We start from the raw sequence: 26157 nt of genomic DNA on the forward strand, positions 1-26157 counted from the left end.
GGCGATGAAGCAGCGCAAGTGCAGTGCGGTGGTATCAGCGGTCGTGGCCGCGGTTGCCGTGGCGCCAGCGGCACACGCTGAACCCCTTGTGCCACAACCAGGTTCGTCGTGCGCGGAAAGCCTCAGCGGTGCGCTGACGCAGCTGCTCGACTACCAGGCGCGCGTGACCACCTATCTGCAATGCCGCAGGCAAGCGAGTGGCGGCTCTCAGTGGCAGGTGTTCGACGACCCTTACCCGAGCGGTGACCGTTGGTTCAGCTTCGGGCCGAAGATGATCCTGCACGGTGAAGGGCAGCCCAACCGCGAGATCGAATCCGGCGATTGGACTGCCACCCCGCAAGACCCGGACACCACGTGTAAGGCTGAACAAGTCGGCGTCGTCAGCGCGGGCACAGTCGGCGCACCGCAGGTCGCGACCGGCCAACCCAGACAGCCGCTGAGATTTCGCGTTGTGCCGCTGATGTTCACCATCGAGCTCAGCGGCGTCTGTCTGTGGCAGAAGGTCGGCTGACCCTTCTCAGAAGACAATCGTCTGGTTGCCGTACCGGATCACTCGGTCCTCGCAGTGCCACAGCACGGCCCGCGAGAGCACCGCGCGTTCGACGTCCGCGCCCAGCCGCGCGAGATCGTCCACGCTGTGCCGATGGTCGACGCGCACCACGTCCTGCTCGATGATGGGGCCTTCGTCGAGCTCCTCGGTCACGTAATGCGCAGTCGCGCCAACGATTTTCACGCCGCGCTCCTTGGCCTGTCGGTACGGTGCGGCACCGATGAACGCGGGCAGAAACGAGTGGTGGATGTTGATCAGCGGGCAGCCGACCTCGTCGAGGAAGCGCGGAGTCAGCACCTGCATGTAGCGCGCCAACACCACGAGGTCGACGTTGCCGCGCAACAGCTCGAGCTGGCGCTGCTCGGCTTGCTCCCGAATCTCCTTGGCGGCCGGTATGTACATGAACGGCACGCCGAACGGGCGCACGTCGTCGGCCAGGTCGGCATGGTTGGCGATCACCATCACCACCGACATGTCCAGCTCGCCGCGGCGATTGCGCCACAGCAAGTCGAGCAGGCAGTGGTCTTGCTTCGACGCCATGATGGCCACCCGTTTGCGCTTGGCGGCCTCGGTCAGCCGGAAGTCGATGCCGAACTTCGTGGCGACCTGCTCGGCGAACTCCCGTTCCAGCGTCTCGCGGGCCGCGGACAGCCCTGGCAGGTGAAAGATGGTGCGCTGCATGAAGATTCCATCCGTCTGTTCGGTGGAATGCTGGTCCAGCGACACGATGTTGGCACCGGCCTGCGCCAGGAATGTGCTGACGGCAGCCACCAGTCCGGGCCGGTCGGCACACCGCAGCAGCAACCGACCGATGTCCTTGACGGGCAGGGGAACCCGGCCCTCGGGGTACCTCAGGCCGACTCTTCGGTCGCGTCAAGCACGCTGACCGCGATCCCGTACGGCAAGAACCGCACTTTGCGATTGGGATCGGTGTTGGTCTTGTTCGCGCGCAGCGCGTCGAGTTCGGTGGGATACACCTGCTCGATGCGCGCGGCCCCCTCGTCGTCGACGGTGTAGATGGCCCAGACGCCGTCGCCGGTCTCGCCGGCGGTTTCCGGCTGCCCGCGCCGACCCGGTCGGGTGAACTCGTCGAACAGCGTCGACCAGCCGGCACGCTCACCGGGGAGGCTGAAGACCCTGCCGATCTGTTCGAAGGTGTCGCGCAGTCCCTCGCCCGCCTCGCGGACCACTCGCTCGAATTCGTCGGGATCGAATCCGAACGGTCCATCCTTGCCCATGACGCCTCCTGACGGCAGCGGTGTTTGCTCCAGTGTGCGCTCAACAGGTTCGATGCGCTACGCAATCCGGTCCATCGGCACTGCCGCTGGCCTATGCTGTGCGAGTGCTCAACACCAAGCCATATCGGATCGTCCAGTGGACAACAGGCAACGTCGGCAAGAGTTCGGTGGAGGCGCTCGCCGCGAACCCGAACTATGAAATCGTCGGCTGCTACGCATGGTCGCAGGACAAGGCCGGCCGCGACGTCGGCGAACTCTGCGGTATCGCACCCTTGGGGGTGACCGCGACCAACGATGCCGACGCGCTGCTCGCGCTGAAGCCCGACTGCGTGGTCTACAACCCGATGTGGATCGACGTCGACGAACTGGTGCGCATCCTGTCCGCCGGCGTCAACGTGGTGTCCACCGCGTCGTTCATCACCGGACACAACCTCGGCGCCGGCCGCGACCGGATCGAGGAGGCGTGCCGGCAAGGCGGTTCGACGATGTTCGGTTCCGGCGTCAGCCCGGGCTTCGCCGAACTGCTGGCGATCGTCGCGGCCACCGGCTGTAGCCGCGTGGACAAGGTCACGATCGCCGAAGCGTCCGACACCACGTTCTACGACTCCCCCGCGACCGAGATTCCGGTAGGTTTCGGCACGCCGATCGACGACCCCGAGCTGCAGCCCATGGCAGCACAAGGCACCGCGGTGTTCGCCGAGGCGGTGCGGCTGGTCGGCGACGCACTGGGCGTCGAGTTCGACGAGGTGGTGTGCGAAGCGGAGTACGCCAAGACCACCCAGGACCTCGACCTCGGTTCGTGGACCATCAGCGCCGGTTGCGTGGCCGGCGTCTTCGCCAGCTGGCAGGGACGGATCGGCGGCAGAACAGTCGTCGACCTCAATGTGCGATGGCGCAAGGGGCAGACGCTCGATCCGGACTGGAAGATCGAAGGCGACCCGTGGAAGATCACCATCGACGGAATGCCCACCGTGACAATGAATGTGGGGTTCCTGCCGCCGCCGGACTTCCTCGAGAAGGCCAAGACCATGGCGGACTTCATGAGCCTCGGGCACACCATCACCGCGATGCCGGCGATCCACGCAATCCCGGCCGTCGTCGCCGCCTCACCGGGCATCAAGACGTACGCCGACCTGCCGCTCACACTGCCTCGAGGAACCGTGCCGCACAGCTGAATTCAGCTCGCGGGTGCCAGCATCTGCATCCAGCCGTCGTCGCCCGTTCCGGCCGAGTCGCGCACCGTGTATCGGCTTCCGTCGGGCGCGACGACCTCGCCGCTCTGCGGGTTGTAGATCGCAGTGGGAAGCTGCGCCGGCGTATAGGTGCACGGGTTCGGCTGCTGGCCGCTGCACGCCACACTGCCCTGCCCGGGCCGCGACAGCGGATCGGACAGCGGCGCCGGAGTTCCATTGGGCGGCAACAGGTTTGCGGGCAACGGGTTCAAGCCGTTGTTGACGCTGGGCGCCGGGATCACCCGACCGGGCTCCACCGGCTGGTCACAGCGGGCGGCGGGCGCCGGGCAGGTGAGGATCTGGTTCGGATCGCCGTACCACGGGTTGGTGCCCATCGGCACATACGGCTCGTTGCTGTGGCACTCCTGCGGCGTCGCGGCCCGCTTGCCCGGGACGTCGGCGCACGGATAGTTGCGCGCACCGCGAACCACGTTGCCTTGGAAGTCCTTCGGGATCTTGCAATAGGTGCCCGACGGCAACGGCGCTGGCGAGGTGTCGGCAGGCGCGCGCCACTGCGACGGCGGCAAAAAGCCGGTCAGGCACGGCGGCGGACTGTTGAGGGCAGCACCGAAACCCGGCGGCACAGCCTGCAGGGTCAACGCAGAGGCACCGATTCCGACGAACAGGGGACCGAGCGCGAAATTGATGATGCCGTAACCCGGAAAGATGGAGCCGGCCTCTAGCTGTGCTGCGCCTTGCGGGAAGATGACGAGAGACTGTTCGACGCCCTTGTGGTAGCGCTTGAGCATGTCGATGACGATTTCGAGGTTGGCCAGTGTCTGCGGCAGTGAATCGCGCACATCGGAGAACACCGCGTTGAGCTGATCGGCGGTGGGAGCGGCCTGCTGCAAACCGCTGCGCAGCGCCGCGTCCTGTTCAGCGGCCTGGGTGCCGATCGAATTCAGGTTGGCCGCCCAGGTTTCGATGTTGTCGCGCGAATTCACCTGCGAATCCAGAATCGGCGACGAGTTGGCGACGATGTCGTTGACCGGAGTCAAGTTGTCACGGAAGTCGCTGGCAATCGCGGTGGTCGAATCCACCAGCCTCTGCAGCGCCGGCCCCAGGCCGCCGACCGCTTGTGACGTCTCGTTGAGCAGCGTCGCGATCTTGTCCTTGGGCAACGCGTTGAGTCCACGGTTGGTCGCGTCCAGGGCCGGGCCCACGTCCGACGGCACGGTGCTGCGGGTGATGGTCTGCCCGTCGTGCAGGTATTGCTTGACGTTGCCCGTCGACACCAGGTCCAGGTACTGCTCACCGACCGCCGACACCGAGTGCACGTTGGCCGACGCGTCCGCCGGAATCTTGTACCGATCGTCGATGCTCAACGTGGCGCGCGCCCCGCGCTCGGTGGGCTCCACCTCGACCACCCGCCCGATCGCGATTCCTCGGTACGTCACGTTCGCCGTCCTGTACAACCCACCGGACCGCGGCAACTCCGCGTACAAGGTGTACTGCCCGATGCCCATCAACCGCGGCGCTTGCAGGTAATAGAGGCCCAGCACCCCCAGCGCGAGCACGGTGAGCACGACGAAGATCACCAGTTGCAGCTTGATGAACCGGTTCAGCAAGTGCGCTCACTTTCTACCAGACGCAGTTGCGCGTTATGCGCAGGACTGCAAGCGGTTTCCGGCTCGAATTCGCTACGGAGGTTACCGCACCATGTGTGCGCTCGCTGACCTCGGAGTGCTCCGCGACGCTGGCCCTCGAAGCGAAAGCGCTACCGGCTCGCCGACTCCAGCGCGAAGGCCGTCGCGCCCACGATCTCGTTGTCGACCACCTCGTTCTGCACCGAGCCGCGGCCCACGAACACGCCTGAATAGTGCTGGCCGCGAATCTCGTTGCCCAGCACGATGTTGCCGGACGAGCCGACGAAATCCAGGTCGATGACGGGTTCGTCGGCCTCGGCCGCGCCCAGTTCGACACCGAAGAAGTGGAACTGCCCGCTCTGGCCCCGGTTGTTGTCGACGATGGTGTTCTTGGCGACGACGTTGAACAGCGCGGTGCGCACCATCTTCACCCCACCGCCGAAGTTTCCGACGATGTTGTTCGCGAAGATCTCGTTGTACAGCGCGTTGTCGATCGAGATGCCGGGCAGTTTGGCCATCGACGTGCCGTCGGCAGCTCGGCCCGCCGCGAGCACCGAGTCCAGCTTCAGCACCTCGTCCGGCTGCCCCCAGCGTCTCCCGTTGTCAGCCACCAGATTTGCCGCGAACACGTTCGCGGTGGCGCCGTTGTCGAAGCAGATGCCCTCTTTGGCATTGCCTTCGATGTGGTTGCCGACGAACACGTTGGCGATCGCGCCGTCGTTGTAGATGCCCGACGACAGGCCGTCGCGGATGTTATTGCCGACGATCACGTTCTGCTCGGGGTTTTCCAACCGCTGCACCAGCGGCGTGGTGAGCACCCAGTAGTTGTCCGGCAGAAAGAACGAGCCGGGGTTGTCGGCGATGCCGGTGCCCCGGCCCGTCAGCACGATGCCGGCGGTCCAGTTGGAATGCCCGGTGAGATGGTCTATCTGGTTGCTGTCCACCAGCGCTTTGGTGACCGGGCCGTGAAGCAGAACGCCGGCGCGCTGCACGTCGTGCAAGCGGTTCGCGTGGATGTCGACCGCTGATGCTCTGCCAGTCACCACGATGCCGTTCTGCGTCAGCCCGCGTACGTCGTTGCCCTCGATCGCGATCCCCGAACCGCCGTCTACCAGAAAGCCGTTCGTGCCGCCGGTGACGTTGGCGTTGATCACTGCGACGTCACGTGCACCCACGATCTTGACCAACCACAGCGGCGGCGTCTGGCCCGGCTGGATCACCGCATCCGCGAAGTCGACCACGACGTTGTGTCCGGTGATCGTCAGCGGGGTGTCGGCCTGCAGTGTCCGGCTGGCCACTGTGATGTGGGCCGCATCCGCACCGGTGATCATCCGCTCGAGTTCGGAGAACCGGCTGCCGGTGAATGTCATTGCGCGCAGGGGCTGCTGGCGCAGCGCGGGCAGCACCGAGCGGTTGACGGCCACGGTGTCGCGGGCCGTCGACCACGCCGCCATCGCGGTGCCGCTGCCGATCTTCAGCAGTTGCGCGCGCTGATACACCTGCGTGCGGTTGGCGATCTGAGCGGCCAAGTCGCCCGGGCCGTTGTGCAGCGGCGGCATGTCGAGCTGCTGGCGCAACGTGAACGGGTACAGCGGCGCCGCGGCCGGCGCTGTCGGTGAGGCATGCGCACCCGCCGGGGGCGGCTGGCTCTCGACCGCGGCCGGCACCGACGTCGGCGCCGAGCACACGGCGACGGCCGCGACCGTGAAAACGGCGGGCAGCCGAATCACCCACCGAAACCTGCGCATGCGCGCATCATCTCACCGCACGCTCGGTTGCCACGCCAGACTCGCGCCAGTTCCCTGCGCGCCGGGTTTGTGCTGCAATGCTGACGTGACCGACACCGCCGCCGACCTGCAAGCCATCGAGCGCGTCAAGTACCGCTACCTGCGGGCACTCGACACCAAGGACTGGGAGGCCTTCGCCGACACCCTGACCGACGACGTCACCGGCGACTACGGCGAGCGGTTGCACTTCACCAACCGCGCGGACCTCGTCGAGTACATGCGCTCGTCGGTCGGTCCGGCCGTGATCACCGAGCACCGCGTCACCCACCCGGAGATCACCGTCGACGGCGACCAGGCCACCGGCGTCTGGTACCTGCAAGACCGCGTGATCGTCGCCGAGTTCGACTTCATGCTCATCGGCGCCGCGTTCTACCGCGACACGTACCGGCGCACGCCGCAGGGCTGGAAGATCAGCGCCACCGGCTACGACCGCACCTATGAGGCCACGATGTCGCTGCAGGGGCTGAACTTCACGCTGAAAACCGGTGCGGCGCTTCATATTTGAGTGGCACTGATCACTTCCCGATTGCGATCAGCGCACCCGGACGCAGCCACTGGATGATCTTCACCAGGGTGGCGTCGTCGATCGCGACACAGCCGGCGGTGGGGCCGCCGTCGGTGGCGTGCATGAAGAACCCGGCGCCGTTGCCCGGCACGCGTTCCTTGGTGTTGACGCCCATCACCACTGAATGCACGTATTCGGGGATGTCGAGGTTCTCGCTGTCCGAGGTGTCGAAGTGGCACTGCTCCTTCTTGCAGTGCTGGTGGGTGTTGAACGTCGGACTGTGCGGGTCGCCGTCCCACCAGTCGTCCGGACCCACTTGCAGATACGGAAGCCCGCCGCCGGGCGACGGCGCCGTGCCGAACACGTAGTCGAGCGTGAAGACTCCCATCGGGGTGGCGGGATAACCGTCCTTGGATTGCGGCGTCATGCCGGCGGAGCCGATGTGCGCCGGAATGCCCGCCGCGACGGGCTGCCAGCCGGCGGCACTGCGCTGCCAGACGTCCATCTTCGCCGTCGAATCACCAACGCCCACAACCGAAATGACCTGTGTGGCCCCTCCTACCGAGCGGGCGAACCACGGCGTGAAGTCCGCGCGGCCCGTCGGCGCAGCGACCATCGCGATGACGGTCGCGGCGAGAACAGCGACGAGACGGCGCACGCCTCATCGTCGCCACCGGCGTGGTTAGGGGTCAAGTCAAGGTTCAGCCACAACTCGGTCACAGCGACCGCACCGGCGACATCGTTGACGGCTTAAAGGAACCGCGAGTGTCTTATTGGCCCGCGTGTTCTTCGAGCAGTTCGATCAGGGCTTCAGGGAAGCCGGCGATCATCTTGGCGAGTTCGAGCGGTGGTTGATGACCTTCGCCCCGATTGGGATCTGCACCATGCTCGAGTAACAGCCGGATGATGGCCCCGGGCGGCTCGGTCTTGTTGTAGTTGTAGACAGCCATCCAAAGCGGGGTGTTGCCCCACACATTGATCGGGTCGATGTCGACCCCCCTTTCGACGAGCGCTTTCGCAAAGTCCAGGCGGCCGTAGTCGGCCGAGATATGCAGCGGCGTCATGCCTTCAGGACCCGGCGCGTTGACGTAGTTGCCGGCCGCCAATTCGACGGCGAAGGTGTCAATGTCGTTGTGCAACACGGCCCTATGGATCGGTTTCATCGGATCGATCTTGGGCGGCCTGCCGCTACGGGCCATCAGTGAAGCACCTCAGAATCGGCGAATAGCGACCGGCACACATCGTCAACGGTACTGACGTTGCCGAGAAAGGCCCTGTGTACGGCGTCGCCCAGCTCGGCGATGTCGTCGACAAGCTGCCCGCGGCGGTCGGCCGCAACAACCAGCGTCTGATAGATCAGCAGCCCCTCGAAGCGCACACTCGTTGGTGATCCGCGGCGTCATCGACGAATGGGACCTCGGGCAATGACTCAATGCCGTCCGCGTGACCGGAGGCTTGACCAGCGCGCCGTCGCGTTTCGCGGCCGGATGCCCGGGATAGGTTGACGTATGCACTTTCCTGGGCCGCGACGCGACCGCGGGCTGCGGCAGATCACCAGAGGCCTCGGAACGCTGGACGAGAGCGTCTTCGACGCCGTCGCCAACTCCGAAAGCCAATTGCTCGACCTCACGATGCCCCGGCTTACCCGCGCCGCGGACCACTCGAAGCTGTGGTTGGCGATCGCAGCGGTACTGATGGCGTCGCGGCGGCCGTCGGCGCAGCGGGGCGCGGTCCGCGGGGTGCTCAGCCTGGCCGTGACCAGCCTGCTGACCAACCAAGGGGCCAAGCGGCTGCGGCGCCGCCCTCGGCCCAGCTATCTACGGGTGCCGCTCGCGCGCCAGACTCATCGCCACCCCACCTCCAACTCACTGCCGTCCGGTCACTCGGCGAGCGCGGCGGCGTTCGCGGTGGGCGTCGGGCTGGAGAACTCGGTGCTCGGGCTGGTGCTGGCGCTGCTCGCGGGGCTGGTCGGCCTGTCGCGGGTGGCCACCGGCGCGCACTACCCCGGCGACGTGTTCATCGGATTCGGCATCGGCGCATCGGTCGCGGTGCTGGGCGCTCGGGTGGTGCCGCCGGTCGTGCCGCGCAATCTGCCCACCGCTGAGCCGCTGAAGGTCCAGACGCCGCCCCGGCCCGATGGCGCCGGTGTAGTCATGGTGGTCAACCCGGCGTCGGGCGGCGGCGCGGGCGCCGAGATCGCCGCGCGCGTCCGGGAATCGTTACCGGCGGCCGAGATCGTCGAACTCGGCCCTGACGACGACCTCGTGCCTGCGCTGAAATCGGCCGCACAACGCGCTCAAGTGCTGGCCATCGCCGGCGGCGACGGCTCGGTGTCGTGCGCGGCGGGCGTGGCCGTGGAGGCCGGGCTGCCGCTGGCGGTGTTTCCCGGCGGCACCTTCAACCACTTCGCCAAGGACATCGGCTGCGACACCGCCGACAAGACCATCCGTGCGATCAAGGACGGCAACGTCTTCTGCGTCGACCTGGTGTGCTTCAACGACGACAACATCGTGATCAACACCGCCAGCATCGGCGCCTACCCGAAGTTCGTGCAGACCCGAGAGCGGCTGGAACACAAGATCTCCAAACCACTCGCCAGCGCGTACGCCATGCTGCACACGCTGCGCCACGACGAGCCGGTACGGATCGCGTTCGACAACCGGGAGATGCAGACGTCACTGTTCTTCCTGGGCAATTCCGCTTACTTACCATCGGGATTCGCGCCGTCGCGGCGGACCCGAATGGATGACGGGCTGCTGGACATCCGGATCCTGGAGACGGGTCCGCGGCTGGCCAAGCTGCGCATCCTGACGTCGCTGATGCTGGGCCGCTTGGAGCGCAGCCCGCTGTATCACGAACGGCAGGTGCCGGAGTTCAGCTTCCGCTGTCTCGACGGTCCGACGACCATCGCGCATGACGGCGAAGTCGGCTCGAAGCACGAGTCGGCCAGCTTCAGCGTGCGGTATCGGGCGCTAGCGGTGTTCCGTCCGCCGCCGCGCCGATAGCCGATAGCCGATCGGGCTCGAATCGGCATTCCGTCGGCGCACGGACCCGAATGCTGGGAAGCTGAACGCGTGGCCGGCGCCAGCACCCGGTGGACCGACGCAATGCTCGACAGCAAGCGGCGGGAGGGAGATCCGGTCGCTGACGAGGCCGTCGCTGAGGTCCTCGAACAGGGCGGCGTCGAGGCAGTCAACGCGGTCATGAAAACGCTGATCCGCACCGACGACCCGGTGCCGCCGGAACTGCCCGACCGCCTCAAGGCGTACCTGGCTGACACGTTGCCGTTGCCGCAGTGGGCGGATGCGGCTCGTATCGAGCGGGGACAACGGCTGTTCGAGACGTGGGGTCTGCATATCTCGTGCTGCTTGTTCTGCGCGTCGCTGACGTCGTCGTACGCGGCGGCAAACGGCGTGAAGGTGCTCGCCATGACCGCCCGGCTCGACAGCGACGCGCGCCGACGGGTGATGGAGACAGGGCAGTTCTTGGTCGACGTGCTCAGCGTCGGCGGGCTCGATGACAACGGCAAGGGCCGTCGCGTCATCCAGAAGGTCCGGCTGATGCACGCCGCAGTGCGCCACCTGATCAAGGCGCGCAACCAAGGACAGCCCGGACTGTGGAACTACGAACAGTGGGGCGAGCCCGTCAACCAAGAAGACCTGGCCGGGACCATGCTCGCGTTCTCCTACGTCGTCGCCGACCCGCTCCGCCGCCTCGGCGTGCGGCTGCCCCCTGAGGACATCGACGCGTATCTGCACCTGTGGACCGTGATCGGTCACCTCATCGGCCTGGATGACGACATGCGGGTGGACGACGCGGAGGAGGCTGCTGCGCTCGTGGAGATCATCCGGCGACGCCAATTCGCCGCCTCGCCGGAAGGACAGCAGATGACGGCCGCGCTGCTCGAGCTGCTGGACAAGATGACCCCGGGCTATCTGTTCGACGACACCATCCCGCCGTTGATCCGCCACCTCATCGGAGACAAGACCGCCGACCTGATCCGTGTTCCGCGCGACCTCGGTTTCTTTTCCCGCCTGGCCAACTGGTTCTTGGTCAACGTCCTCGACAGAGCCGGAGAGCGGTCCCGGCGCTTCGGGCCGATGTCACGGCTGGCCGAACCGTTCGGTCGTGAACTCCTCCGGGGCTTGTTGACGTTGGAACGCCGCGGCGACCGCGCGGACTTCGCCATTCCGGACCACCTCGCCCTCCAGTGGCAGCTGCGGGCGTGACGACGGTGCCGGGCCGATACGCGCCCGGCAAGGCCGTCGGTGAAATGGACTGCAATATCGCCCAGGCGGTGCCACGATATTGACGTGGGCGACCGTAAGGGCCACCCAGAGGTCAACGGCGCAGGCCGGGACAGCGGCGGTTCGATCAACGAGCTCCTGGACCGGGCGGTGGCGGCCATCAATCGCGGTGACCGCGCGGCCGCCTCTGCGTTGGCCGGTCAGGTGCTGGCGGTCGACGCCTCGAACACCGACGCGGAAAAGCTGCTGGCCGAGGACTTCCCGGACGTCGGCGGCGCCGGCGAGATTCGGCGCCTGACCATCCTGTTCGTCGACCTGGTCGATTCGACGGTGCTGTCGACGCGGGTGGAGCCGGAAACCTACCGCATGCTGGTCGGACGCTATCGCGAGTACGTCGTGCAGATCGTCGACCGCTACGGCGGCCACATCGGCTCGACGAAAGGCGATGGGCTACTCGCCGTCTTCGGACACCCCACCGCGCACGAGGACGGGGCGCAGCGCGCGGTGGCTGCCGGGCTCGACATCACCCGCGCCGTCACCCGGCTGAGCGAACAAGCCATGCGCCGACTCGACGTGGGACTCAGCGTGCGTGTGGGCATCCATCGTGGGCTGGTGTATCTGGACATCGCCCAAGACGACGTGTACGGGTTCGCCGCGAACCTCGCCGCGCGGATCTCCTCGCTGGCCGCGCCCGACACCGTGGCTGTCTCGGACGCTGTCGCAGCGCTGGTCGCGGACGCCTACGAGCTGGTCGCCGGCCCAGCCGCCGCGGTCAAAGGCGTCGAGAGTCCGGTCAACCACTATCGGGTGCTCGGCGAGCGACCGCATGCCTTGGCGCCGTCGTCGCCGCCGATGATCGGGCGTCACCGGGAGCGCGCCTGGCTGCAGCAGGTGTGGCAGCAGGCATGCGACGGTGAGGCCAGGTATCCCGGCGTCGCATTCTGCGGCGAACCGGGCATCGGCAAGACGCGACTGGCACGCGCGGCGGCCGACATCGTCGAGCAATCGGGCGGTGTGGTCGTCGAACTGCGAGGTTCGCCGCTGCACACCGAGACCGGCCTGCATCCGGTCCGGCGTCTGCTCGAAAGACGCTGCGGCATAACACGTTTGACCACGGGTTCGGAGCGGTTGCGGCTGCTGGAGACTGAGCTGCGCGCGCATGGCCTCGATCCGGTCGACGCGGTGCCGCTGCTGGCGCCGGTGCTGGGCGTGGGCGCCGAGCACGGCTACACCCCTGCCGCTGTGGAAGGCCGCACGCTCTACGAGCTGATCGGCGCGACCGTGCACCGGTACGTGCTGGCGTGCCTACGAGATCGGGCGGGGCTCGTCGTGGCCGAGGATGTGCACTGGTTCGACACGTCGACCATCGACTTGCTGGACGCCGTTTTGGCCTCGGCCGACGGGCGGGTGATGGTCGTCATCACCACACGCGACCAGAACGTTATCGAAAAGCATTGGCCGGTAACGCTTTTCGAGCTCTCGCCATTGAGCGAAGCGGAGTCTGACGCGCTGATCGACGCGCTGGCCCCTGAGGTGACCGACGCTCAGCGGGCCGCGGTGCGCGAGCGTTGCGACGGCGTGCCGTTCCACATCGAGCACGTGGTCGCCGGCCTTGAGGCCAGTGAGCCGCAGGGACAGGTGCCCGAAGCGCTGTACGAACCGCTGTTCGCCCGACTGCACACCCGCGCCGACGTGGTGCCGGTGGTGGAAGCGGCGGCCGTGATCGGGCGAAGCGGCGACGTGGCGCTGCTGCGGCAGGTCGTCGGTGACGAAGCGGACGTCGACGCGGTGCTGGCCGACCTCATGCGGGTGCGGGTGTTCGAGCGCAACGACACCGGCGGATGGCGGTTCCGCCACGAGCTGATCCGGGAAGTAGCCGCCGAGTTGGCGCCACCGACCGTGCATCGAAAGCTGCATGCCAGAACCGGACGAGCACTCACCGACACGGTCCCTGGCGTCGAACCCGATTGGCGTGTCATCGCACGGCATTACGCCCATGCGCACCGCTTCGCCGAGGCTGTCACGGCGCTGCGCAAGGCCTCCGTCGCGGCGCGCCGGCGGGGCGCTCTGCATGAGGCTCAGACATGCCTGACCGATGCGCTCAACCAGCTGACCCACTGCGCCGCTGGTGCCGCGCGCGACCGTCAAGAGATCGCGATCCGGCTAGAACGCGGATTTTTGGCGGGCGCGACGCAGGGCAGCATGAGCGGCCAGGGCCCGGCGGACTTCGAACGGTGCCTCGAGCTGGCCAGCGCCGAGAACTACGACGACGAACTGTTCGCCACCTTGACCGCGTTGATCGGCTACTACGTGCCGCGTGCCGAGTTGCGCCGCGCGCATGAGCTGCTCGAATCACTGTCGGCCCGGGTGACCAAAGACCGGCCGTGGAGTGAGCCCGTCATCGCGTCGTCATTGGGTTCGGTCACGTGGTTGCAAGGCGACTTCATTTCTGCGCGAAGCCATTTGCGTCGAGCGTTGGCCGACCAGTCCGCCGCCGACCCGCGGGTGCTCGACACCGCGTGGTGGGTGGCCATCGACCCGATCTCGTCGGCGCATACGTATCTGGCGCTCACCTACGCGATGGGCGGCGACCTCGACGCGGCGAATGCGCACTTGGCGGAGTCGGTGCACCGCTGCGAAGAGCTGGGATTTCCGCAGAACGCCTACAACCGGGCTCACACGCATTTCGTCGACATCTGGGTTCGGCTGGAGACCGGGCAGTACGCGGCGGCATCCGCTGGCGTGGCCGCTCTTCGCCAGTTGAGCGAGCAGTCAGGCTTGGATTTGTGGCGGCTGGTCGGTTCCACCGAGAACGCCACCGTCAAGGCGCTCAACGCGATGGACGCCGGTGCCGACGCAGCCGTCCTGGCCGGCGCGGCCGAGAAGATCGCCAAACGCGTGGACGGCTCGCGTCTTTTGCATCTCAACCTTTATCTGACGTTTCACGACGCGGTGATCGGCCGCGTGCTGACGGCAGCCGGCAAGCCCGAAAAGGCCCGTCGCCGGCTCGAGTCGGCATTGCAGCACGCCGGCGAGACCGGGATGCACTTCTACGACGCCGAGTTGATGCGACTGCGCGCGCACACCCTTGCCGACCCGCAATCGCGACAGGCGGCGCTTGCGGCCGCGGTCGAGGCGGCCCGCCGTCAGGAGGCACCGTTGTTCGAATTGCGTTGCGAGCTGGACTATTTCGAGACCGTCGGCTTCGCGCGCCGACGTGAGCTGGCCGACGCGCTGGCCCGCTTCGCCGGTGACGCGCGCTGGCCCGAATGGACCCGGGCCCAGCGCTTGCTCAGCTGATCAGCGGGATGCGGTTCGCACCAGGTACGCCTTCTTCATCGGCGCGGGGTCCTCGGCTTTTCCTTTGAGCGCGGCGATCGTCTCGGCGATGTCCGGTTTTTCGTGTTTCGAGATCGTGCGGGTGAACCAGGGGAACGGCGCCCACCGGCCCAGCGGTTGCAGATACCAGGCGCCGACAGCCGCCGTGAACGCCGACTGGTTGACCCGAGCCTCGATCTCCCGGTCGGAATTCAGCGCCATGTAGACCGCGAATTGCCATGCACCCCTGCGCAATCTCTTCAGCAGGCGCTTGATCAAGAACACCTCGCCCGGCAGCAGCCGGCGTACCCACATGAGCACCGGTGAACGCTCGCTGACGATATCGAGCATGCCGTGCACTTGTGAGGCCAGGATCGCGTTGACGCGGTTGAAGTCGGCCTCGAGCGCGGCCAAATCCTGCTGGGCGGTGGCGAAGGCAGCCAGCCCGAGGTCCAGGCTGATGTGGGCGTTCATCCCGGTCATCAGATGCTGCAGGATGGTGGCCTGGCCGTCTTTGGCGCCGACGAACGACACCTCCCACGGAAGGGTCAACCCGCTGTACTGATCGGGCAGGAAATAGGCGTTCAATGCGTTGAAGTACCGGCTCGCAAAGACGATGTCGAGCTTCTCCATCCGCGCCCCGTCGTCGAAGTCGCCGTCGTCGATCGCCTTGCGGATCGCGACCGTCGTGCGCTTGTAGAGCGCCGCGAAGTAGCCGATCGTGCTGCGCGCTTCGACCGACCAGTCGATCACCTGATCGAGGTTGCGCACCACGTCGTCGATGCCGGCCGGCTCCCGAAGCGGTTCCCAGCGCGGGGAAACGGGGACCTGTGTTGCCATGTCGGACGACCCGGTTCTCGTGGTGGCCGCGGCGGACCGACCATTGACCAGTCTCAGGTCGTCTGCCGACGTGCTGAGCACAATTTCCATTGCCTGCCGCCTCAATCTATCCGGCCGCGACCGGGGTGTGGCGTGAACGAACTCAACAGTGGCATGCAGTTGCGCAACGGGGATGAGTACTCGACTACTCGACTGTGCCGACAGCGTGCGCTTCCGGTGCCGCGGGCGCGGCGAGCGGAAGCGGACGGATCGCGAAAAGGCATGCGACAAACCACAGGTAGCCCAGTGCCCAGCCGGCCAGCACGTCAGAGGGGTGATGGACGTTGAGCACCACCCGGCCGACTCCTACCGCAACCACCACGAGCGCGGCCACGGTCACCGCGGCAAGCCGCGCGCGGGCCTGCCACATGCCGGTCGAAATCGTCATCAGCGCAAGGACACCCGCCATGACCCCCAGCGCATGACCCGACGGGAACGAGGTCGAGCTGGCCGCCACCAATGCGCCTGACGGCCGCGGCCGGTCGGCCAGGTCCTTGGCGATCTGGGTGACGACGCCGCTGAGCCCGATGGCCGCCACCACGAAGAGGATGACCCGCAGATTGCGTCGCAGCAGTGCGACCACCACGACGCCTGCGCCCACGACGCGAAACCCCGCCGGACCCAGCACCGTGCACAGCACATCCCAAAACGTCACCCACGCATGGTGTTTCACGCCGAAGCGGTGCAGGGGTTGCAGCGCAGCGTTGTCGACCGCCGGCAACCACGCCCAATGCATCGCGTATGCCAGCCACAGCAAGCCGTAGCACGCGGCGGCCACAGCGGCGATGACCAGCATGGCCTTGCTGCGCTTGCCCATGCGACCAGACTGTCACGGCCGCGGCCCGGCGCCGATGCGGTACACCCGCTTGGCGTTGTCCCGCAGCATCGGGCCGTCGTGGAAACGGTCGCACAGGATCTCGCGCAGCACCCAAATGACCTCAGCTAGAGCGATGTTCGGCTTGTCCATCGGATAGTTCGACGCCCAGAACGTCCGCTGCGGACCGAAGGCCTGGTCGAGGTGCGTCACCAGCGGCGCGATCGCGTCGCGGAACTGCTCGCGCGGCAGCCGCCCGAGGCCCAGCACCGGCATGCCCAGACCCGAGTGTTTGGCGACCACGTTAGGTAACTCAGCCAGCGCGGAGATGCCGTCGCGCCAACGGGACAGGATGCTCGCGCGCCCCGCGGCGGTGTGCCCGGTGTGGCGGCCGCACGGCGCAAGCGCGCCGACCGGCGTCGCATAGTGGTCCAGCACGAACGTCGTCTCCGGATATTCACGCGCCAGCGTCACGGCGTCCGGCAGCTGGTGCCCGTAGACCCAGACCTCGAAGCTCAGCCCCCGCTCGGCGACGGCTTGGAAGCCGCGCAGGAAGGCCGGCTCGGACAGCAGGTGCGGTCGGCTGTCCCAGTCCATGATTCCGCGGTCGGCACTGTTCGCGGCGACGCAGCGCACTCCTCGCACGAGCGCACTGGCCTGCAGGTGGGCGTCGAGAACCTTTGCTATCTGCGGCTGGGAGGGATCGGCATGCGCCACGATGGCGCCCAGGGCCGGGGCGCTGGCTTCGCCGAACGGCAGGGCACTGACCCACCGGGTCTCGTCGGCGCTGCCCACCGGCTCCTTGCTGCGCCATCCGGCTTCCACGTGCACGACGGATTCGACGCACAGCGGCGCTGCGTCGGCCGTGTAGTCAGGGGGCAGGTATTCGTTGAGCAGATACTGCGGATCGCCGGCGAAGTCGCGCGCGGCCCGCGGGAACATGCGCATCATCACCGGCCTGGCGAACGGTGCCCGCCGGATGATCTTCGCCGGCCCGGACACCACCCGCGGCGTCGTGAACGGATCCCACTGGTGGATGTGCGCGTCGACCACCACGCGTGTGTCGTCTGCCACGATGTCAGTTTGGTGCTCGGCCGCCCGCCAATCGCGATGATCGAAAGAATTGGCAGCGCCGGGCCGAATGTGGAAGGTGGCCAACCGTGAGACGTCGCGACAACGTGCTGCTCGTGCACTGGCACGACCTGGGCCGCTGTCTGGGGGCCTACGGCTACGCCGATGTGTCCAGCCCACGCCTCGACCAGCTCGCGGCAGAAGGCATCTTGTTCACCCGTGCGCATGCCGCCGCGCCCCTGTGCTCGCCCTCGCGCGGAGCGTTGTTCACCGGCCGCTATCCGCATAGCAACGGCCTCGTCGGACTGGCCCATCACGGCTGGGAGTACCGCGCGGGCGTGCGGACCCTGCCGCACATGCTGTCCGAGCACGGTTATTACTCCGCGCTGTTCGGGATGCAGCACGAAACGTCCTACCCGGAGCGGCTCGGATTCGACGAGTTCGACGTGTCGAATTCGTACTGCGACTACGTGGTCGAGCGGACCCGGCAATGGCTGGCCGAGAGCGCCCCGGCCGAGGGCGACCAGCCGTTTCTACTCACAGCAGGCTTCTTCGAAACCCACCGGCCGTATCCGCCGGACCGCTACCAGCCGGCCGACCCTGAAGGGGTCGACGTGCCCGGCTACCTTCCCGAAATACCGGAAGTGCGCGACGATCTCGCGGCGTTCCACGGCGCGATCTCGGTCGCCGACGCCGCAGTGGGCCGGCTGCTCGACACGCTGCGCGACACAGGCCTGGACGAGAGCACCTGGGTGGTGTTCTTCACCGACCACGGCCCGGCGTTTCCGCGAGCCAAATCCACGTTGTACGACGCGGGCACCGGGATCGCGTTCATCGTGCGACCGCCGGTGGGCCGCGGCATCCCGCCGCGTCGATACGACGAATTGTTCAGCGGTGTCGACCTGGTGCCGACGATTCTCGGGCTGCTCGGCATCGACGTGCCCGACGACGTGGAAGGCGTGTCACACGCCGCGAACCTGCTGGCGTGCGGGGCGGCACCCGTGCGCGGGCACGTCTACACCGAGAAGACGTATCACGACTCGTTCGACCCGATCCGGGCGATCCGCACCAAGGAGTACAGCTACATCGAGAACTACGCGCACCGCCCGTTGCTGGATCTGCCGTGGGACATCGAGGAGAGCCCGTCGGGAAAGGCGGTCGCCCCGCATGTGCGCGGGCCTCGGCCGGAGCGTGAGCTCTACGACCTCGTCGCCGATCCGGGCGAGTACCGCAACTTGCTCGAAGGCGAGCACAGCGAGCACGCGGAAGCCGTGGCGCAGGATCTGGCGGTCACACTTCACGAGTGGCGGCAGAAGACCGGCGACGTGATTCCGTCGGTGTTCGCTGGCACCCGCATCTCGGCGCGCTACACCGAAACGTATCTGCTCATCCGCGGCCGCCGGCCCACGTCGCGGTCGGGCATCGCCGCCGACAGGGGCATCGAGCATGAAACCAGCGCGCGGCAATAGTTCCGCTCACATTGATCAAATGTGCAGCTCAGCGCACAAATCGAGGTGCAGTTAGGCTTTCGTCCGTGCCCGATCACCCGTCGTCGTATCTGGTTCTCGCGTCCCAGCGCAGCGGCAGCACACTGTTGGTGGAATCGCTGCGCGCCACCGGTGTGGCAGGCGAGCCGCAAGAGTTCTTCCAGTACCTGCCGACCACCAGCCAGCCGCCGCAGCCGCGGCAGTGGTTCGCCGATGTCACCGACGAATCGATCCTGCGGCTGCTCGATCCGCTCGAGGAGGGCACCCCGGATCTGGCGCCGGCCGAGATCTGGCGTGACTACATCCGAACCGTCGGGCGCACGCCGAACGGCGTGTGGGGCGGCAAGCTGATGTGGAACCAGACTCCCCTGTTGTTGGAGCGCGCCCGCCAGCTGCCGAACCGTTCAGGCGACGGTCTGCTCGCCGCGATCCGCGACGTGATCGGCGAGGTGCCGGTGCTCGTGCACGTGTACCGGCCCGACGTGGTGTCGCAGGCGGTGTCGTTCTGGCGGGCCGTGCAGACCCGGGTGTGGCGCGGCCGCCCCGACCCGGTGCGCGACGCGCGCGCGGAGTACCACGCGGGTGCCATTGCGCACGTGATCACCATGCTGCGCGAGCAGGAAAAGGGTTGGCGCGCATGGTTCGACGAGGAGGGCATCGAGCCGCTCGACGTGCCGTATCCCGTGCTGTGGCGCAATCTGACGCAGATCGTGGCGACGATCCTCGAGGCGTTGGGGCAGGACCCGCGGCTCGCCCCGCCGCCAGTGCTCGAGCGCCAGGCCGATCAACGTTCCGACGAATGGGTGGACCGCTACCGCGCGGACGCAGAGAGGTTGGGATTACCGACATGACGACTTCGACACCGGTCGAGGCGCGGCGCGTTGACGAACTGCGCCTGCTGGAGGCCGAGGCCGTGCACATCATCCGGGAGGTGGTCGCCGAGCTGGAACGGCCGGTGCTGCTGTTTTCGGCCGGCAAGGACTCGATCGTGCTTCTTCGATTGGCGGAGAAGGCTTTTCGGCCCGCGCCCCTTCCCTTTCCGGTCATGCACGTCGACACCGGACACAACTTCGGTGAAGTCATCGAGTTCCGTGACCGCAGGGTCACCGGCCACGGGCACAAGCTGATCGTCGCGTCGGTGCAGGAGTCCATCGACTCGGGTCGGGTGGCCGACCCCGGGCCGGGCGCGTCACGCAACCGGCTGCAAACCCGCACGCTGCTGGATGCGTTGGAGGCCGGCGGATTCGACGCGGCGTTCGGCGGTGCGCGCCGCGACGAGGAGCGGGCCCGCGCCAAGGAGCGCATCCTGAGCTTCCGCGACGAATTCGGCCAGTGGGATCCGCGCGCGCAGCGGCCCGAGCCGTGGTCGCTGTACAACGGGCGGATCCGCAAGGGCGAGCAGGTGCGGGTGTTTCCGTTGTCCAACTGGACGGAACTGGATGTCTGGCGCTACATCGAGCTGGAAAATCTCGAGCTGCCGTCGATCTACTTCGCACATCAGCGTGAGGTGTTCGAGCGCGACGGGATCCTGCTCGCGGTGTCGGAATACGCAGCACCGCGCGACGGCGAGACGTCGGCGGTCGAATGGGTGCGCTACCGCACGGTCGGCGACCTGACGATCACCGGAGCGGTGCGGTCCCGGGCCACCGACATCAGCGGCGTGATCGCCGAAATCTCAGCGGCCACAGTGTCCGAACGCGGCGAGACGCGGGCCGATGACCGCACGTCGGCCGCCGCGATGGAAGACCGCAAACGTGAAGGGTACTTCTGACATGACTGCGACCAGCGAAGCCCCGGGCGAAGCCGTCCCCACCGTGACGCGGCAGCTGCTGCGGATCGCGACCGCCGGGTCGGTGGACGACGGCAAGAGCACGCTGATCGGTCGGCTGCTGCACGACACCGACAGTCTGCCGCTGGATCACCTCGAGGCTGTCACCGACGAGCATGGCGTGGCCGACCTGGCCGCGCTGTCCGACGGATTGCGCGCCGAACGCGAGCAGGGCATCACGATCGACGTCGCCTACCGGTTCTTCTCCACGCAGACCCGCAGCTACATCCTCGCCGACACCCCGGGGCACGAGCGCTACACCCGCAACATGTTCACCGGGGCGTCCAACGCGCACGTCGCGATCCTGCTCGTCGACGCGCGCGCCGGGGTGCTGCGGCAGACGCGCCGGCACGCATGGATCGCAAAACTGGTGGACGTCAAGCACTTCGTGGCCACCGTGAACAAGATCGACCTCGTCGATTTCGACCAGAATCGGTTCCGCGAGGTCGAACAACAGCTGCAGCAGATGGCGGCTCGCCTCGGGCTCCCGGAGATCACGGTGATTCCGATCGCTGCGAAGCACGGCGACAATGTCGTAGACCGGTCGCAGCGCACGCCGTGGTACAGCGGGCCGACACTGTTGGAGTACCTGGAAGGTGTCGAGCTGGCCGCTCCGCAGGCCGAGGCCAGGCGGCTGCGGCTGCCGGTGCAGTGGGTGTCGCGGCCGACGGCATCGCAGCGGCGCCGTTACACCGGCCGGCTCTCGGCCGGCACGCTGCAAGTCGGAGATCCGGTGGTGTCGCTGCCGGCCGGTACCCGCTCGACGGTGACTGCGCTCGACACGCTGGACGACAGTCGCTCGGTTGCCGTTGCGCCGCTGTCGGTTTCGATCGAGCTGGCCGATGACATCGACGTCGGACGCGGCGACGTCTTGGTCAGCGGCGCCGACGACGCCGTCCTGCCCGTGCTGGCCCGGGAGATCGAGGCCACGGTGTGCTGGTTCGCCGACACGCCACTGCGGGCGGGCGACCGGCTGGCGCTGAAGCAGGCCACCTCCACCGTGCGGGCCACTGTGCAGGAACTGCACACGCGTCTGGACCCGGAGACGCTCGACGAGCTCGACAATCCAGTCGAGTTGGGGCTCAACGACATCGGCCGGGTCACGTTGCGTACCAGCTCGGTGCTCGTCGCCGATTCGTATGCCGACAACCGCGACAGCGGCGCGTTCATCCTCATCGACGAAAACAGCAACGACACCGTTGGCGCCGGCACCATCCTGGAACCGCGTGAGGTCAAGCCGGGTACACAGACGCGGACCGACATCCGTTGGCACCCGTCGTCGCTGGACCGCTGGTATCGCTGGTCCAAGACCGGCCAGCCCGGGGCGACGATCTGGTTCACCGGCCTGCCCGCCTCGGGCAAGTCGACCATTGCGGTGGGCGTGGAGCGGGCGCTGGTGGAGTCCGGCCGGGTGGCGTATCTGCTCGACGGGGACAACCTGCGCCACGGGCTGTCGGACGATCTGGGGTTCTCGCCGGGCGACCGCGCCGAAAACATCCGTCGCGTGGGGCATTTGACGCGTCTGCTCGCCGATGCAGGCGTGGTGGCGTTGGCGTCGTTGGTGTCACCGCTGAAATCCGACCGGGAGATCGCGCGGGCGCTGAACGAGGCGGCCAAGCTGCCGTTCATCGAGGTGTATGTCGCGACGTCGTTGGAGGAATGCGAGAAGCGCGACCCGAAGGGGCTGTACGCGCGGGCCCGCAAAGGCGAGGTCAAGGGGCTGACGGGCGTAGACGCACCCTACGAGCCGCCGGAGAACCCGGACCTCGTGCTCGACACCACGGGAGCCGATCTCGACGAGCTCGTCGGCCGCGTCATAGCCCTGCTCAACGAACGCAGCCCGCGGTAGACGCCGAAACGGCACAGGAGGGGCCGGTGAGCGAAGACGACGAGGTGCGGCAGGTCTGGGCGACGCTCGGGCTGCCCGGGATCGTCGACGTGCACACCCATTTCATGCCGAAGCGGGTGCTCGACAAAGTCTCGGCATACTTCGACAGCGCTGGACCCCTCATCGGACGACGATGGCCGATCACCTACCGCACCGACGAGCAGCATCGCGTCGAGACGCTGCGGCGGTTCGGCGTGCGACGGTTCACGTCGCTGGTGTATCCGCACAAACCGCAGATGGCCGCCTGGCTCAACGACTGGTCCGCCGAGTTCGCCCGCCAAACGCCCGACTGCCTGGCTACGGCCACGTTCTTCCCCGAACAGGACGCGGCCGCCTACGTCGGCAGGGCAATTCGCAACGGCACACGAATCTTCAAGGCGCACTTGCAAGTCGGCGACTACGACCCCAACGATCCGCTACTGGACGATGTCTGGCTGCGCCGCGTGCTTCATGACAATGCCGCTGAGCTGTTCTCGCTCTGAGGTTTGTGCCCGACGGCGAAGATCCGCCGAAACGCAAACAGCGTGCCGTGCGGTCCAGCCGGATAGGCGCCCCGCAGTTCGGCCGCGAGTTGTGCGGTGAACTCTTCCGCATCGGCCGGCGACAACGCGGCGAGGACCGGACGTAGGCCGGTGCCGCGAATCCACTCCAGCACAGGGTCTTTGCCCGTGAGCACATGCAGATAGGTGGTCTCCCAGACGTCGGCGCGCAGCCCGGCGTCCAGAAGCACCGCCGCATACGACTCAACGGTGCCGACCGCGGGCATGCGGTTCTCGACAGCGCGCAGCTTGCCCGCCCACTGTGGAGCGGCGGCAAGTTGTCGCATCAGCACATGCGACGGCGAGTCGAAGTTGCCCGGCACCTGGACGGCCAGCCAGCCGCCGGCCGGAAGTGCGCGAGCCCACGCGGCAATCAGCTCGTGATGGAGTGGAATCCATTGCAGCACAGCGTTACTCACGACGACATCCACGTCGTCGGCTGGTTGCCAGTCGCCGGCGTCCCGGACGGAGAAGATCACGTTGGGCACCTCGGGCGCCTCGGCGATCATCTCCGGTGACGAGTCGAAACCTTCGACGACGGCATCGGGCCAACGCTGCGCCAGCGTCGCGGTCAGATGGCCCTGGCCGCAACCGACGTCGACGACGTGCCGGGGCGCGACCGCCCCGATTCGCGCCGTCAAGTCGAAAAACGGTCGGTCACGCTCGGCGGCGAAACGGCCGTACTGCGCGGGGTCCCATCGCATCCACGCCAGCGTATCCGCGCTGCCTCGTGCCGCGAGCATCCACGGGTTTTGCGTCGCCGACCGTTACAGTCGATGAATTCTCACCGTGCGATCAGGAGGTCCTTGATGCCCCGACGCCACCTCCCGCTTACCGTGCTGGCAGCCGCCGTGTTGGCCGTCGCCCCGGCCTGCTCGACAGGAAAAGCGCCGCACGAGAAGACCACCACGCCGACGACCACGTCGGTACCCGCGCAGTCGCACGGTGTGTACGAGAAGTGCCTGATCGACCACGGTGTACCGGCTCCGCCGGCCGGGCCGCCTCCCGGTCCGGGTCCGGTGCCGGCGGGCCCGCTGCCCGGGCCGGTCGAGGGCAGCCCCGGTGCCACACCGCCACCGCCGCCACCCGGTGTGGACAAGGCGACCTGGGACAACGCGCAGAAGGCTTGCTCGTCGCTGCAGCCCACCCCGCCCACGACCGGCCCCTGAGTTAGCATCCGCTTAGCGGGTCTATGGACCCGGTGAAAGAAAGGCCGGCCGGCAATGACGTCAAGCGCTGACCCCGTCGAGCCACCCTTACCAGTTCCCAACGTCGCCGGTGCTGACGCCGGTGCGCGCGGCCTGCCCGACCGTTCCGAGCTGTCGATCGGTCAGCGGCTCACTGTCGACGTCTCCGCCGTCGCCGACGTCGGGTTGCGCACGTTTGTCGCCTCGCTCGTCGGTGCGGCGATGGTGCCGCCGATCCTGGCGGAACTGGTGCGCCGCTCCGACACCGCACGCGAGCGCGACCACATGCGGTTCTACGCCGAACTCGCAGCCGAACACGATCCCGCCGCGTCGTTCCCCGCGCCGCAAGAACCACCCCGCATCTACTCGCGCCCGGCCAACCCGATCGCAGAGTGGCTGGCCCACGGCCGCGTGCACAACATCCAGTTCCAGAGCAGCTTCGAGCCCGTGAACCCCGCGCTGCGCGAGCGGTGGCGTCGGCTGGAGCGCAACAACGTCGTGCGGGCGCAGCATTGGCGACACGAGGACGGGCCGCATCCCACGTTGTGTTTGATCCACGGGTTCATGGGTTCGCCGTATCTGCTCAACGGGTTGTGGATGTCGCTGCCGTGGTTCTACCGGTCCGGCTACGACGTGCTGCTCTACACGTTGCCATTCCACGGCCGGCGCGCCGAAAAGTATTCGCCCTTCAGCGGATACGGCTACTTCGCGGGCGGTCTGACCGGCTTCGCCGAGGCCATGGCACAGGCCGTCTACGACTTCCGGTCCCTGCTCGACTATCTCGAGTTCACCGGCGTGGAAAAGGTTGCGCTGACCGGCATTTCGCTGGGCGGCTACACCACCGCGTTGATCGCCGGAGTGGAAGACCGCCTCACCGCGGTCATCCCGAACGTCCCTGTCGTCTCGGTCGAAGACGAGCTGGAGGACTGGTTTCCGGCGAACAAGCTTTTCGCGTTGGGACGCAAGCTCGGAGAGATCGACCGAGACGAGTTCGTCGCCGCGTCGGCGTATCACTCGCCGCTCAACTACCCGCCGCTGGTGCCCCGGGACCGTCGGCTCATCATCACGGGACTGGGCGACCGGCTGGCACCTCCTGAGCAGGCGGAGATGCTGTGGCGGCACTGGGACCAATGCCATTTGCACTGGTTTCCCGGCAACCACATCCTGCACGTCAGCCAGCCCGAGTACTTGCGCCGGATGACGCGGTTCCTGCGCCCGCTGATGTTCGGCTGAGCGTGTCCGCCCGCCGGCGTGCCGGCAGTGCGAGATGATTCCCGCATGACGTTGCCGGGCCTGGACCTGTTCTTGCGGGTCGGGCTTGCCACGTTGTTGGGCATCGCGATCGGTGTCGAGCGCCAGTGGCGCGCGCGGATGGCCGGGCTTCAGACCATGGCTCTGGTGTGCATGGGCGCGGCGCTGTTTTTGATCATGGGCGCCTATACCTTTCACCGCGAGCAGGACCCGACTCGGGTGGCCGCTCAAATCGTCACGGGCATAGGCTTCTTGGGCGCCGGTGTGATCATGAAGCAGGGTTCGTCGGTGGTCGGGTTGAACACGGCGGCGACCTTGTGGGCCACCGCCGCCGTCGGCGGGCTGGCCGGGGCATGGATGTGGCGCGAGGCCGTCGTCGGGGCCGCTGTGATCATCGCCGCCAACACGTTCCTGTCGCCGCTCGCGGCGCGCATGGATCACGTGCGCTCGCGGACCGGGCGGGAGATCCCGCCCGCCGACTACGCGTTCGAACTGCAGTGCGCAGCGGACGCGGAGGCGCGCGTCAAGGTGTTGTTGCTCGACGCGTTGACTCGGCCCGGCCTCCAGTTGACGTCGGTGGGCTCGATGGCCACGTCCACACCTGGCGAAACCCGACTGCGCGCCGAGCTCTCGGCGGCCACGCGGTACGACGAGGTGCTGGAGAACGCCGTGCGGACACTGAGCATGGACCCCGACGTCAGATCGGCGCGGTGGTCGACGCTGGGTGAGGCCGGCGTGCAGTTCATGTGA

Annotated in this window: 23 protein-coding genes and 2 pseudogenes; 14 read left to right on the forward strand and 11 right to left on the reverse strand. The window is 67.3% G+C overall.

The annotated features are described in order from the left end of the window. The first annotated feature begins 4 nt into the window (after positions 1–4). Positions 5–511 carry a hypothetical protein gene (locus tag AC5Y4C_RS04535; protein WP_499961918.1) on the forward strand — a complete coding sequence of 169 codons (507 nt, stop codon included), beginning with the start codon at positions 5–7 and terminating at the stop codon, positions 509–511. 6 nt (positions 512–517) lie between these two features. Here the strand turns inward: AC5Y4C_RS04535 and purU are convergent. Continuing rightward, positions 518–1427 (reverse strand): annotated as a pseudogene (gene purU, locus AC5Y4C_RS04540) (formyltetrahydrofolate deformylase). Continuing rightward, positions 1402–1788: an Rv0313 family protein gene (locus tag AC5Y4C_RS04545; protein ID WP_499961916.1), complete on the reverse strand. Its 387-nt coding sequence runs from the start codon at positions 1786–1788 to the stop codon at positions 1402–1404. Before AC5Y4C_RS04545 ends, purU begins: the two are co-directional and overlap by 26 nt. Before the next feature lie 104 nt (positions 1789–1892). On the opposite strand from AC5Y4C_RS04545, the gene AC5Y4C_RS04550 reads away from it, so the two are divergent. Then, positions 1893–2963 carry an NAD(P)H-dependent amine dehydrogenase family protein gene (locus tag AC5Y4C_RS04550; RefSeq protein WP_499961915.1) on the forward strand — a complete coding sequence of 357 codons (1071 nt, stop codon included), beginning with the start codon at positions 1893–1895 and terminating at the stop codon, positions 2961–2963. Between the two features lie 2 nt (positions 2964–2965). Here AC5Y4C_RS04550 and AC5Y4C_RS04555 read toward each other — a convergent pair whose 3' ends face one another. Next, positions 2966–4588, reverse strand: coding sequence for a virulence factor Mce family protein (locus AC5Y4C_RS04555; RefSeq protein ID WP_499961913.1), 1623 nt, complete (start codon positions 4586–4588; stop codon positions 2966–2968). A 149-nt stretch (positions 4589–4737) separates the two neighbouring features. Continuing rightward, positions 4738–6354, reverse strand: coding sequence for a right-handed parallel beta-helix repeat-containing protein (locus AC5Y4C_RS04560; RefSeq protein ID WP_499961912.1), 1617 nt, complete (start codon positions 6352–6354; stop codon positions 4738–4740). Between the two features lie 67 nt (positions 6355–6421). On the opposite strand from AC5Y4C_RS04560, the gene AC5Y4C_RS04565 reads away from it, so the two are divergent. After that, on the forward strand, positions 6422–6898 hold the full coding sequence (locus AC5Y4C_RS04565) for a nuclear transport factor 2 family protein (RefSeq protein ID WP_499962060.1): 477 nt from the start codon (positions 6422–6424) through the stop codon (positions 6896–6898). A 10-nt stretch (positions 6899–6908) separates the two neighbouring features. Here the strand turns inward: AC5Y4C_RS04565 and AC5Y4C_RS04570 are convergent, their stop codons facing one another. The 3 genes from AC5Y4C_RS04570 to AC5Y4C_RS04580 form a co-directional block, all read right to left on the reverse strand. Further along, on the reverse strand, positions 6909–7556 hold the full coding sequence (locus tag AC5Y4C_RS04570) for a L,D-transpeptidase family protein (protein WP_499961911.1): 648 nt from the start codon (positions 7554–7556) through the stop codon (positions 6909–6911). 112 nt (positions 7557–7668) lie between these two features. After that, the gene (locus AC5Y4C_RS04575; RefSeq protein WP_499961910.1) at positions 7669–8097 is read right to left on the reverse strand and encodes an ankyrin repeat domain-containing protein; all 429 of its coding nucleotides are present in this window, start codon (positions 8095–8097) and stop codon (positions 7669–7671) included. Continuing rightward, the gene (locus tag AC5Y4C_RS04580) at positions 8097–8276 is read right to left on the reverse strand and encodes a hypothetical protein (protein ID WP_499905201.1); all 180 of its coding nucleotides are present in this window, start codon (positions 8274–8276) and stop codon (positions 8097–8099) included. The genes AC5Y4C_RS04575 and AC5Y4C_RS04580 overlap by 1 nt, the downstream gene beginning before the upstream one ends. A gap of 130 nt (positions 8277–8406) precedes the next feature. On the opposite strand from AC5Y4C_RS04580, the gene AC5Y4C_RS04585 reads away from it, so the two are divergent. The 3 genes from AC5Y4C_RS04585 to AC5Y4C_RS04595 all read left to right on the forward strand — a co-directional run bounded on the left by AC5Y4C_RS04585 (position 8407) and on the right by AC5Y4C_RS04595 (position 14445). Then, complete coding sequence (locus AC5Y4C_RS04585; RefSeq protein ID WP_499961909.1) at positions 8407–9903, forward strand: bifunctional phosphatase PAP2/diacylglycerol kinase family protein; 1497 nt, start codon at positions 8407–8409, stop codon at positions 9901–9903. A 69-nt stretch (positions 9904–9972) separates the two neighbouring features. Then, positions 9973–11127, forward strand: coding sequence for an oxygenase MpaB family protein (locus AC5Y4C_RS04590; protein WP_499961908.1), 1155 nt, complete (start codon positions 9973–9975; stop codon positions 11125–11127). Between the two features lie 84 nt (positions 11128–11211). Continuing rightward, on the forward strand, positions 11212–14445 hold the full coding sequence (locus AC5Y4C_RS04595; protein WP_499961907.1) for an ATP-binding protein: 3234 nt from the start codon (positions 11212–11214) through the stop codon (positions 14443–14445). On the opposite strand, the gene AC5Y4C_RS04600 is transcribed toward AC5Y4C_RS04595, so the two are convergent. From AC5Y4C_RS04600 to AC5Y4C_RS04610, 3 genes are all read right to left on the reverse strand, one after another. After that, positions 14446–15303 carry a DUF5995 family protein gene (locus AC5Y4C_RS04600; RefSeq protein WP_499961906.1) on the reverse strand — a complete coding sequence of 286 codons (858 nt, stop codon included), beginning with the start codon at positions 15301–15303 and terminating at the stop codon, positions 14446–14448. Positions 15304–15487: 184 nt separating this feature from the next. After that, the gene (locus AC5Y4C_RS04605; RefSeq protein ID WP_499961905.1) at positions 15488–16159 is read right to left on the reverse strand and encodes a phosphatase PAP2 family protein; all 672 of its coding nucleotides are present in this window, start codon (positions 16157–16159) and stop codon (positions 15488–15490) included. Between the two features lie 12 nt (positions 16160–16171). Then, complete coding sequence (locus AC5Y4C_RS04610; protein WP_499961904.1) at positions 16172–17230, reverse strand: amidohydrolase family protein; 1059 nt, start codon at positions 17228–17230, stop codon at positions 16172–16174. Positions 17231–17316: 86 nt separating this feature from the next. On the opposite strand from AC5Y4C_RS04610, the gene AC5Y4C_RS04615 reads away from it, so the two are divergent. The 5 genes and pseudogenes from AC5Y4C_RS04615 to AC5Y4C_RS04635 all read left to right on the forward strand — a co-directional run. Continuing rightward, positions 17317–18696, forward strand: coding sequence for a sulfatase family protein (locus AC5Y4C_RS04615; protein WP_499961902.1), 1380 nt, complete (start codon positions 17317–17319; stop codon positions 18694–18696). A gap of 65 nt (positions 18697–18761) precedes the next feature. Continuing rightward, a complete protein-coding gene (gene stf0 / locus AC5Y4C_RS04620; RefSeq protein ID WP_499905179.1) occupies positions 18762–19565 on the forward strand; it encodes a trehalose 2-sulfotransferase in 804 nt (267 codons plus the stop codon). Next, complete coding sequence (gene cysD / locus AC5Y4C_RS04625) at positions 19562–20485, forward strand: sulfate adenylyltransferase subunit CysD (protein ID WP_499905177.1); 924 nt, start codon at positions 19562–19564, stop codon at positions 20483–20485. Before stf0 ends, cysD begins: the two co-directional genes overlap by 4 nt. Before the next feature lies 1 nt (position 20486). Beyond that, positions 20487–22391, forward strand: coding sequence for an adenylyl-sulfate kinase (cysC, locus tag AC5Y4C_RS04630; protein ID WP_499961901.1), 1905 nt, complete (start codon positions 20487–20489; stop codon positions 22389–22391). A gap of 104 nt (positions 22392–22495) precedes the next feature. Beyond that, positions 22496–22864 (forward strand): annotated as a pseudogene (locus AC5Y4C_RS04635) (amidohydrolase family protein); the annotation flags it as partial. Positions 22865–22878: 14 nt separating this feature from the next. Here the strand turns inward: AC5Y4C_RS04635 and AC5Y4C_RS04640 are convergent. Beyond that, positions 22879–23673, reverse strand: a complete 795-nt coding sequence (locus AC5Y4C_RS04640) for a trans-aconitate 2-methyltransferase (protein WP_499961900.1) — start codon at positions 23671–23673, stop codon at positions 22879–22881. A gap of 105 nt (positions 23674–23778) precedes the next feature. Here AC5Y4C_RS04640 and AC5Y4C_RS04645 point away from each other — a divergent pair, with 105 nt between their 5' ends. The 3 genes from AC5Y4C_RS04645 to AC5Y4C_RS04655 are packed head-to-tail and all read left to right on the forward strand — an operon-like array spanning position 23779 to position 26157. Beyond that, positions 23779–24138, forward strand: coding sequence for a hypothetical protein (locus AC5Y4C_RS04645; protein WP_499961898.1), 360 nt, complete (start codon positions 23779–23781; stop codon positions 24136–24138). A 54-nt stretch (positions 24139–24192) separates the two neighbouring features. Next, positions 24193–25389 (forward strand): alpha/beta hydrolase family protein, encoded by a 1197-nt coding sequence (locus AC5Y4C_RS04650; RefSeq protein WP_499961897.1) that lies wholly within the window; start codon positions 24193–24195, stop codon positions 25387–25389. Positions 25390–25440: 51 nt separating this feature from the next. After that, positions 25441–26157, forward strand: a complete 717-nt coding sequence (locus tag AC5Y4C_RS04655) for an MgtC/SapB family protein (RefSeq protein WP_499962058.1) — start codon at positions 25441–25443, stop codon at positions 26155–26157.

It is taken from the genome of Mycobacterium sp. NGS35 (assembly GCF_059812855.1).

Coding starts and splice junctions, on each gene's coding strand:
- AC5Y4C_RS04535 (WP_499961918.1), top strand. CDS start 5: ATGAAGCAGCGCAAGTGCAGTGCGGTGGTATCAGCGGTCGTGGCCGCG.
- AC5Y4C_RS04545 (WP_499961916.1), bottom strand. CDS start 1,788: ATGGGCAAGGATGGACCGTTCGGATTCGATCCCGACGAATTCGAGCGA.
- AC5Y4C_RS04560 (WP_499961912.1), bottom strand. CDS start 6,354: ATGCGCAGGTTTCGGTGGGTGATTCGGCTGCCCGCCGTTTTCACGGTC.
- AC5Y4C_RS04575 (WP_499961910.1), bottom strand. CDS start 8,097: ATGGCCCGTAGCGGCAGGCCGCCCAAGATCGATCCGATGAAACCGATC.
- AC5Y4C_RS04585 (WP_499961909.1), top strand. CDS start 8,407: ATGCACTTTCCTGGGCCGCGACGCGACCGCGGGCTGCGGCAGATCACC.
- AC5Y4C_RS04600 (WP_499961906.1), bottom strand. CDS start 15,303: ATGGCAACACAGGTCCCCGTTTCCCCGCGCTGGGAACCGCTTCGGGAG.
- AC5Y4C_RS04605 (WP_499961905.1), bottom strand. CDS start 16,159: ATGGGCAAGCGCAGCAAGGCCATGCTGGTCATCGCCGCTGTGGCCGCC.
- cysD (WP_499905177.1), top strand. CDS start 19,562: ATGACGACTTCGACACCGGTCGAGGCGCGGCGCGTTGACGAACTGCGC.
- cysC (WP_499961901.1), top strand. CDS start 20,487: ATGACTGCGACCAGCGAAGCCCCGGGCGAAGCCGTCCCCACCGTGACG.
- AC5Y4C_RS04640 (WP_499961900.1), bottom strand. CDS start 23,673: ATGCGATGGGACCCCGCGCAGTACGGCCGTTTCGCCGCCGAGCGTGAC.
- AC5Y4C_RS04645 (WP_499961898.1), top strand. CDS start 23,779: ATGCCCCGACGCCACCTCCCGCTTACCGTGCTGGCAGCCGCCGTGTTG.
- AC5Y4C_RS04650 (WP_499961897.1), top strand. CDS start 24,193: ATGACGTCAAGCGCTGACCCCGTCGAGCCACCCTTACCAGTTCCCAAC.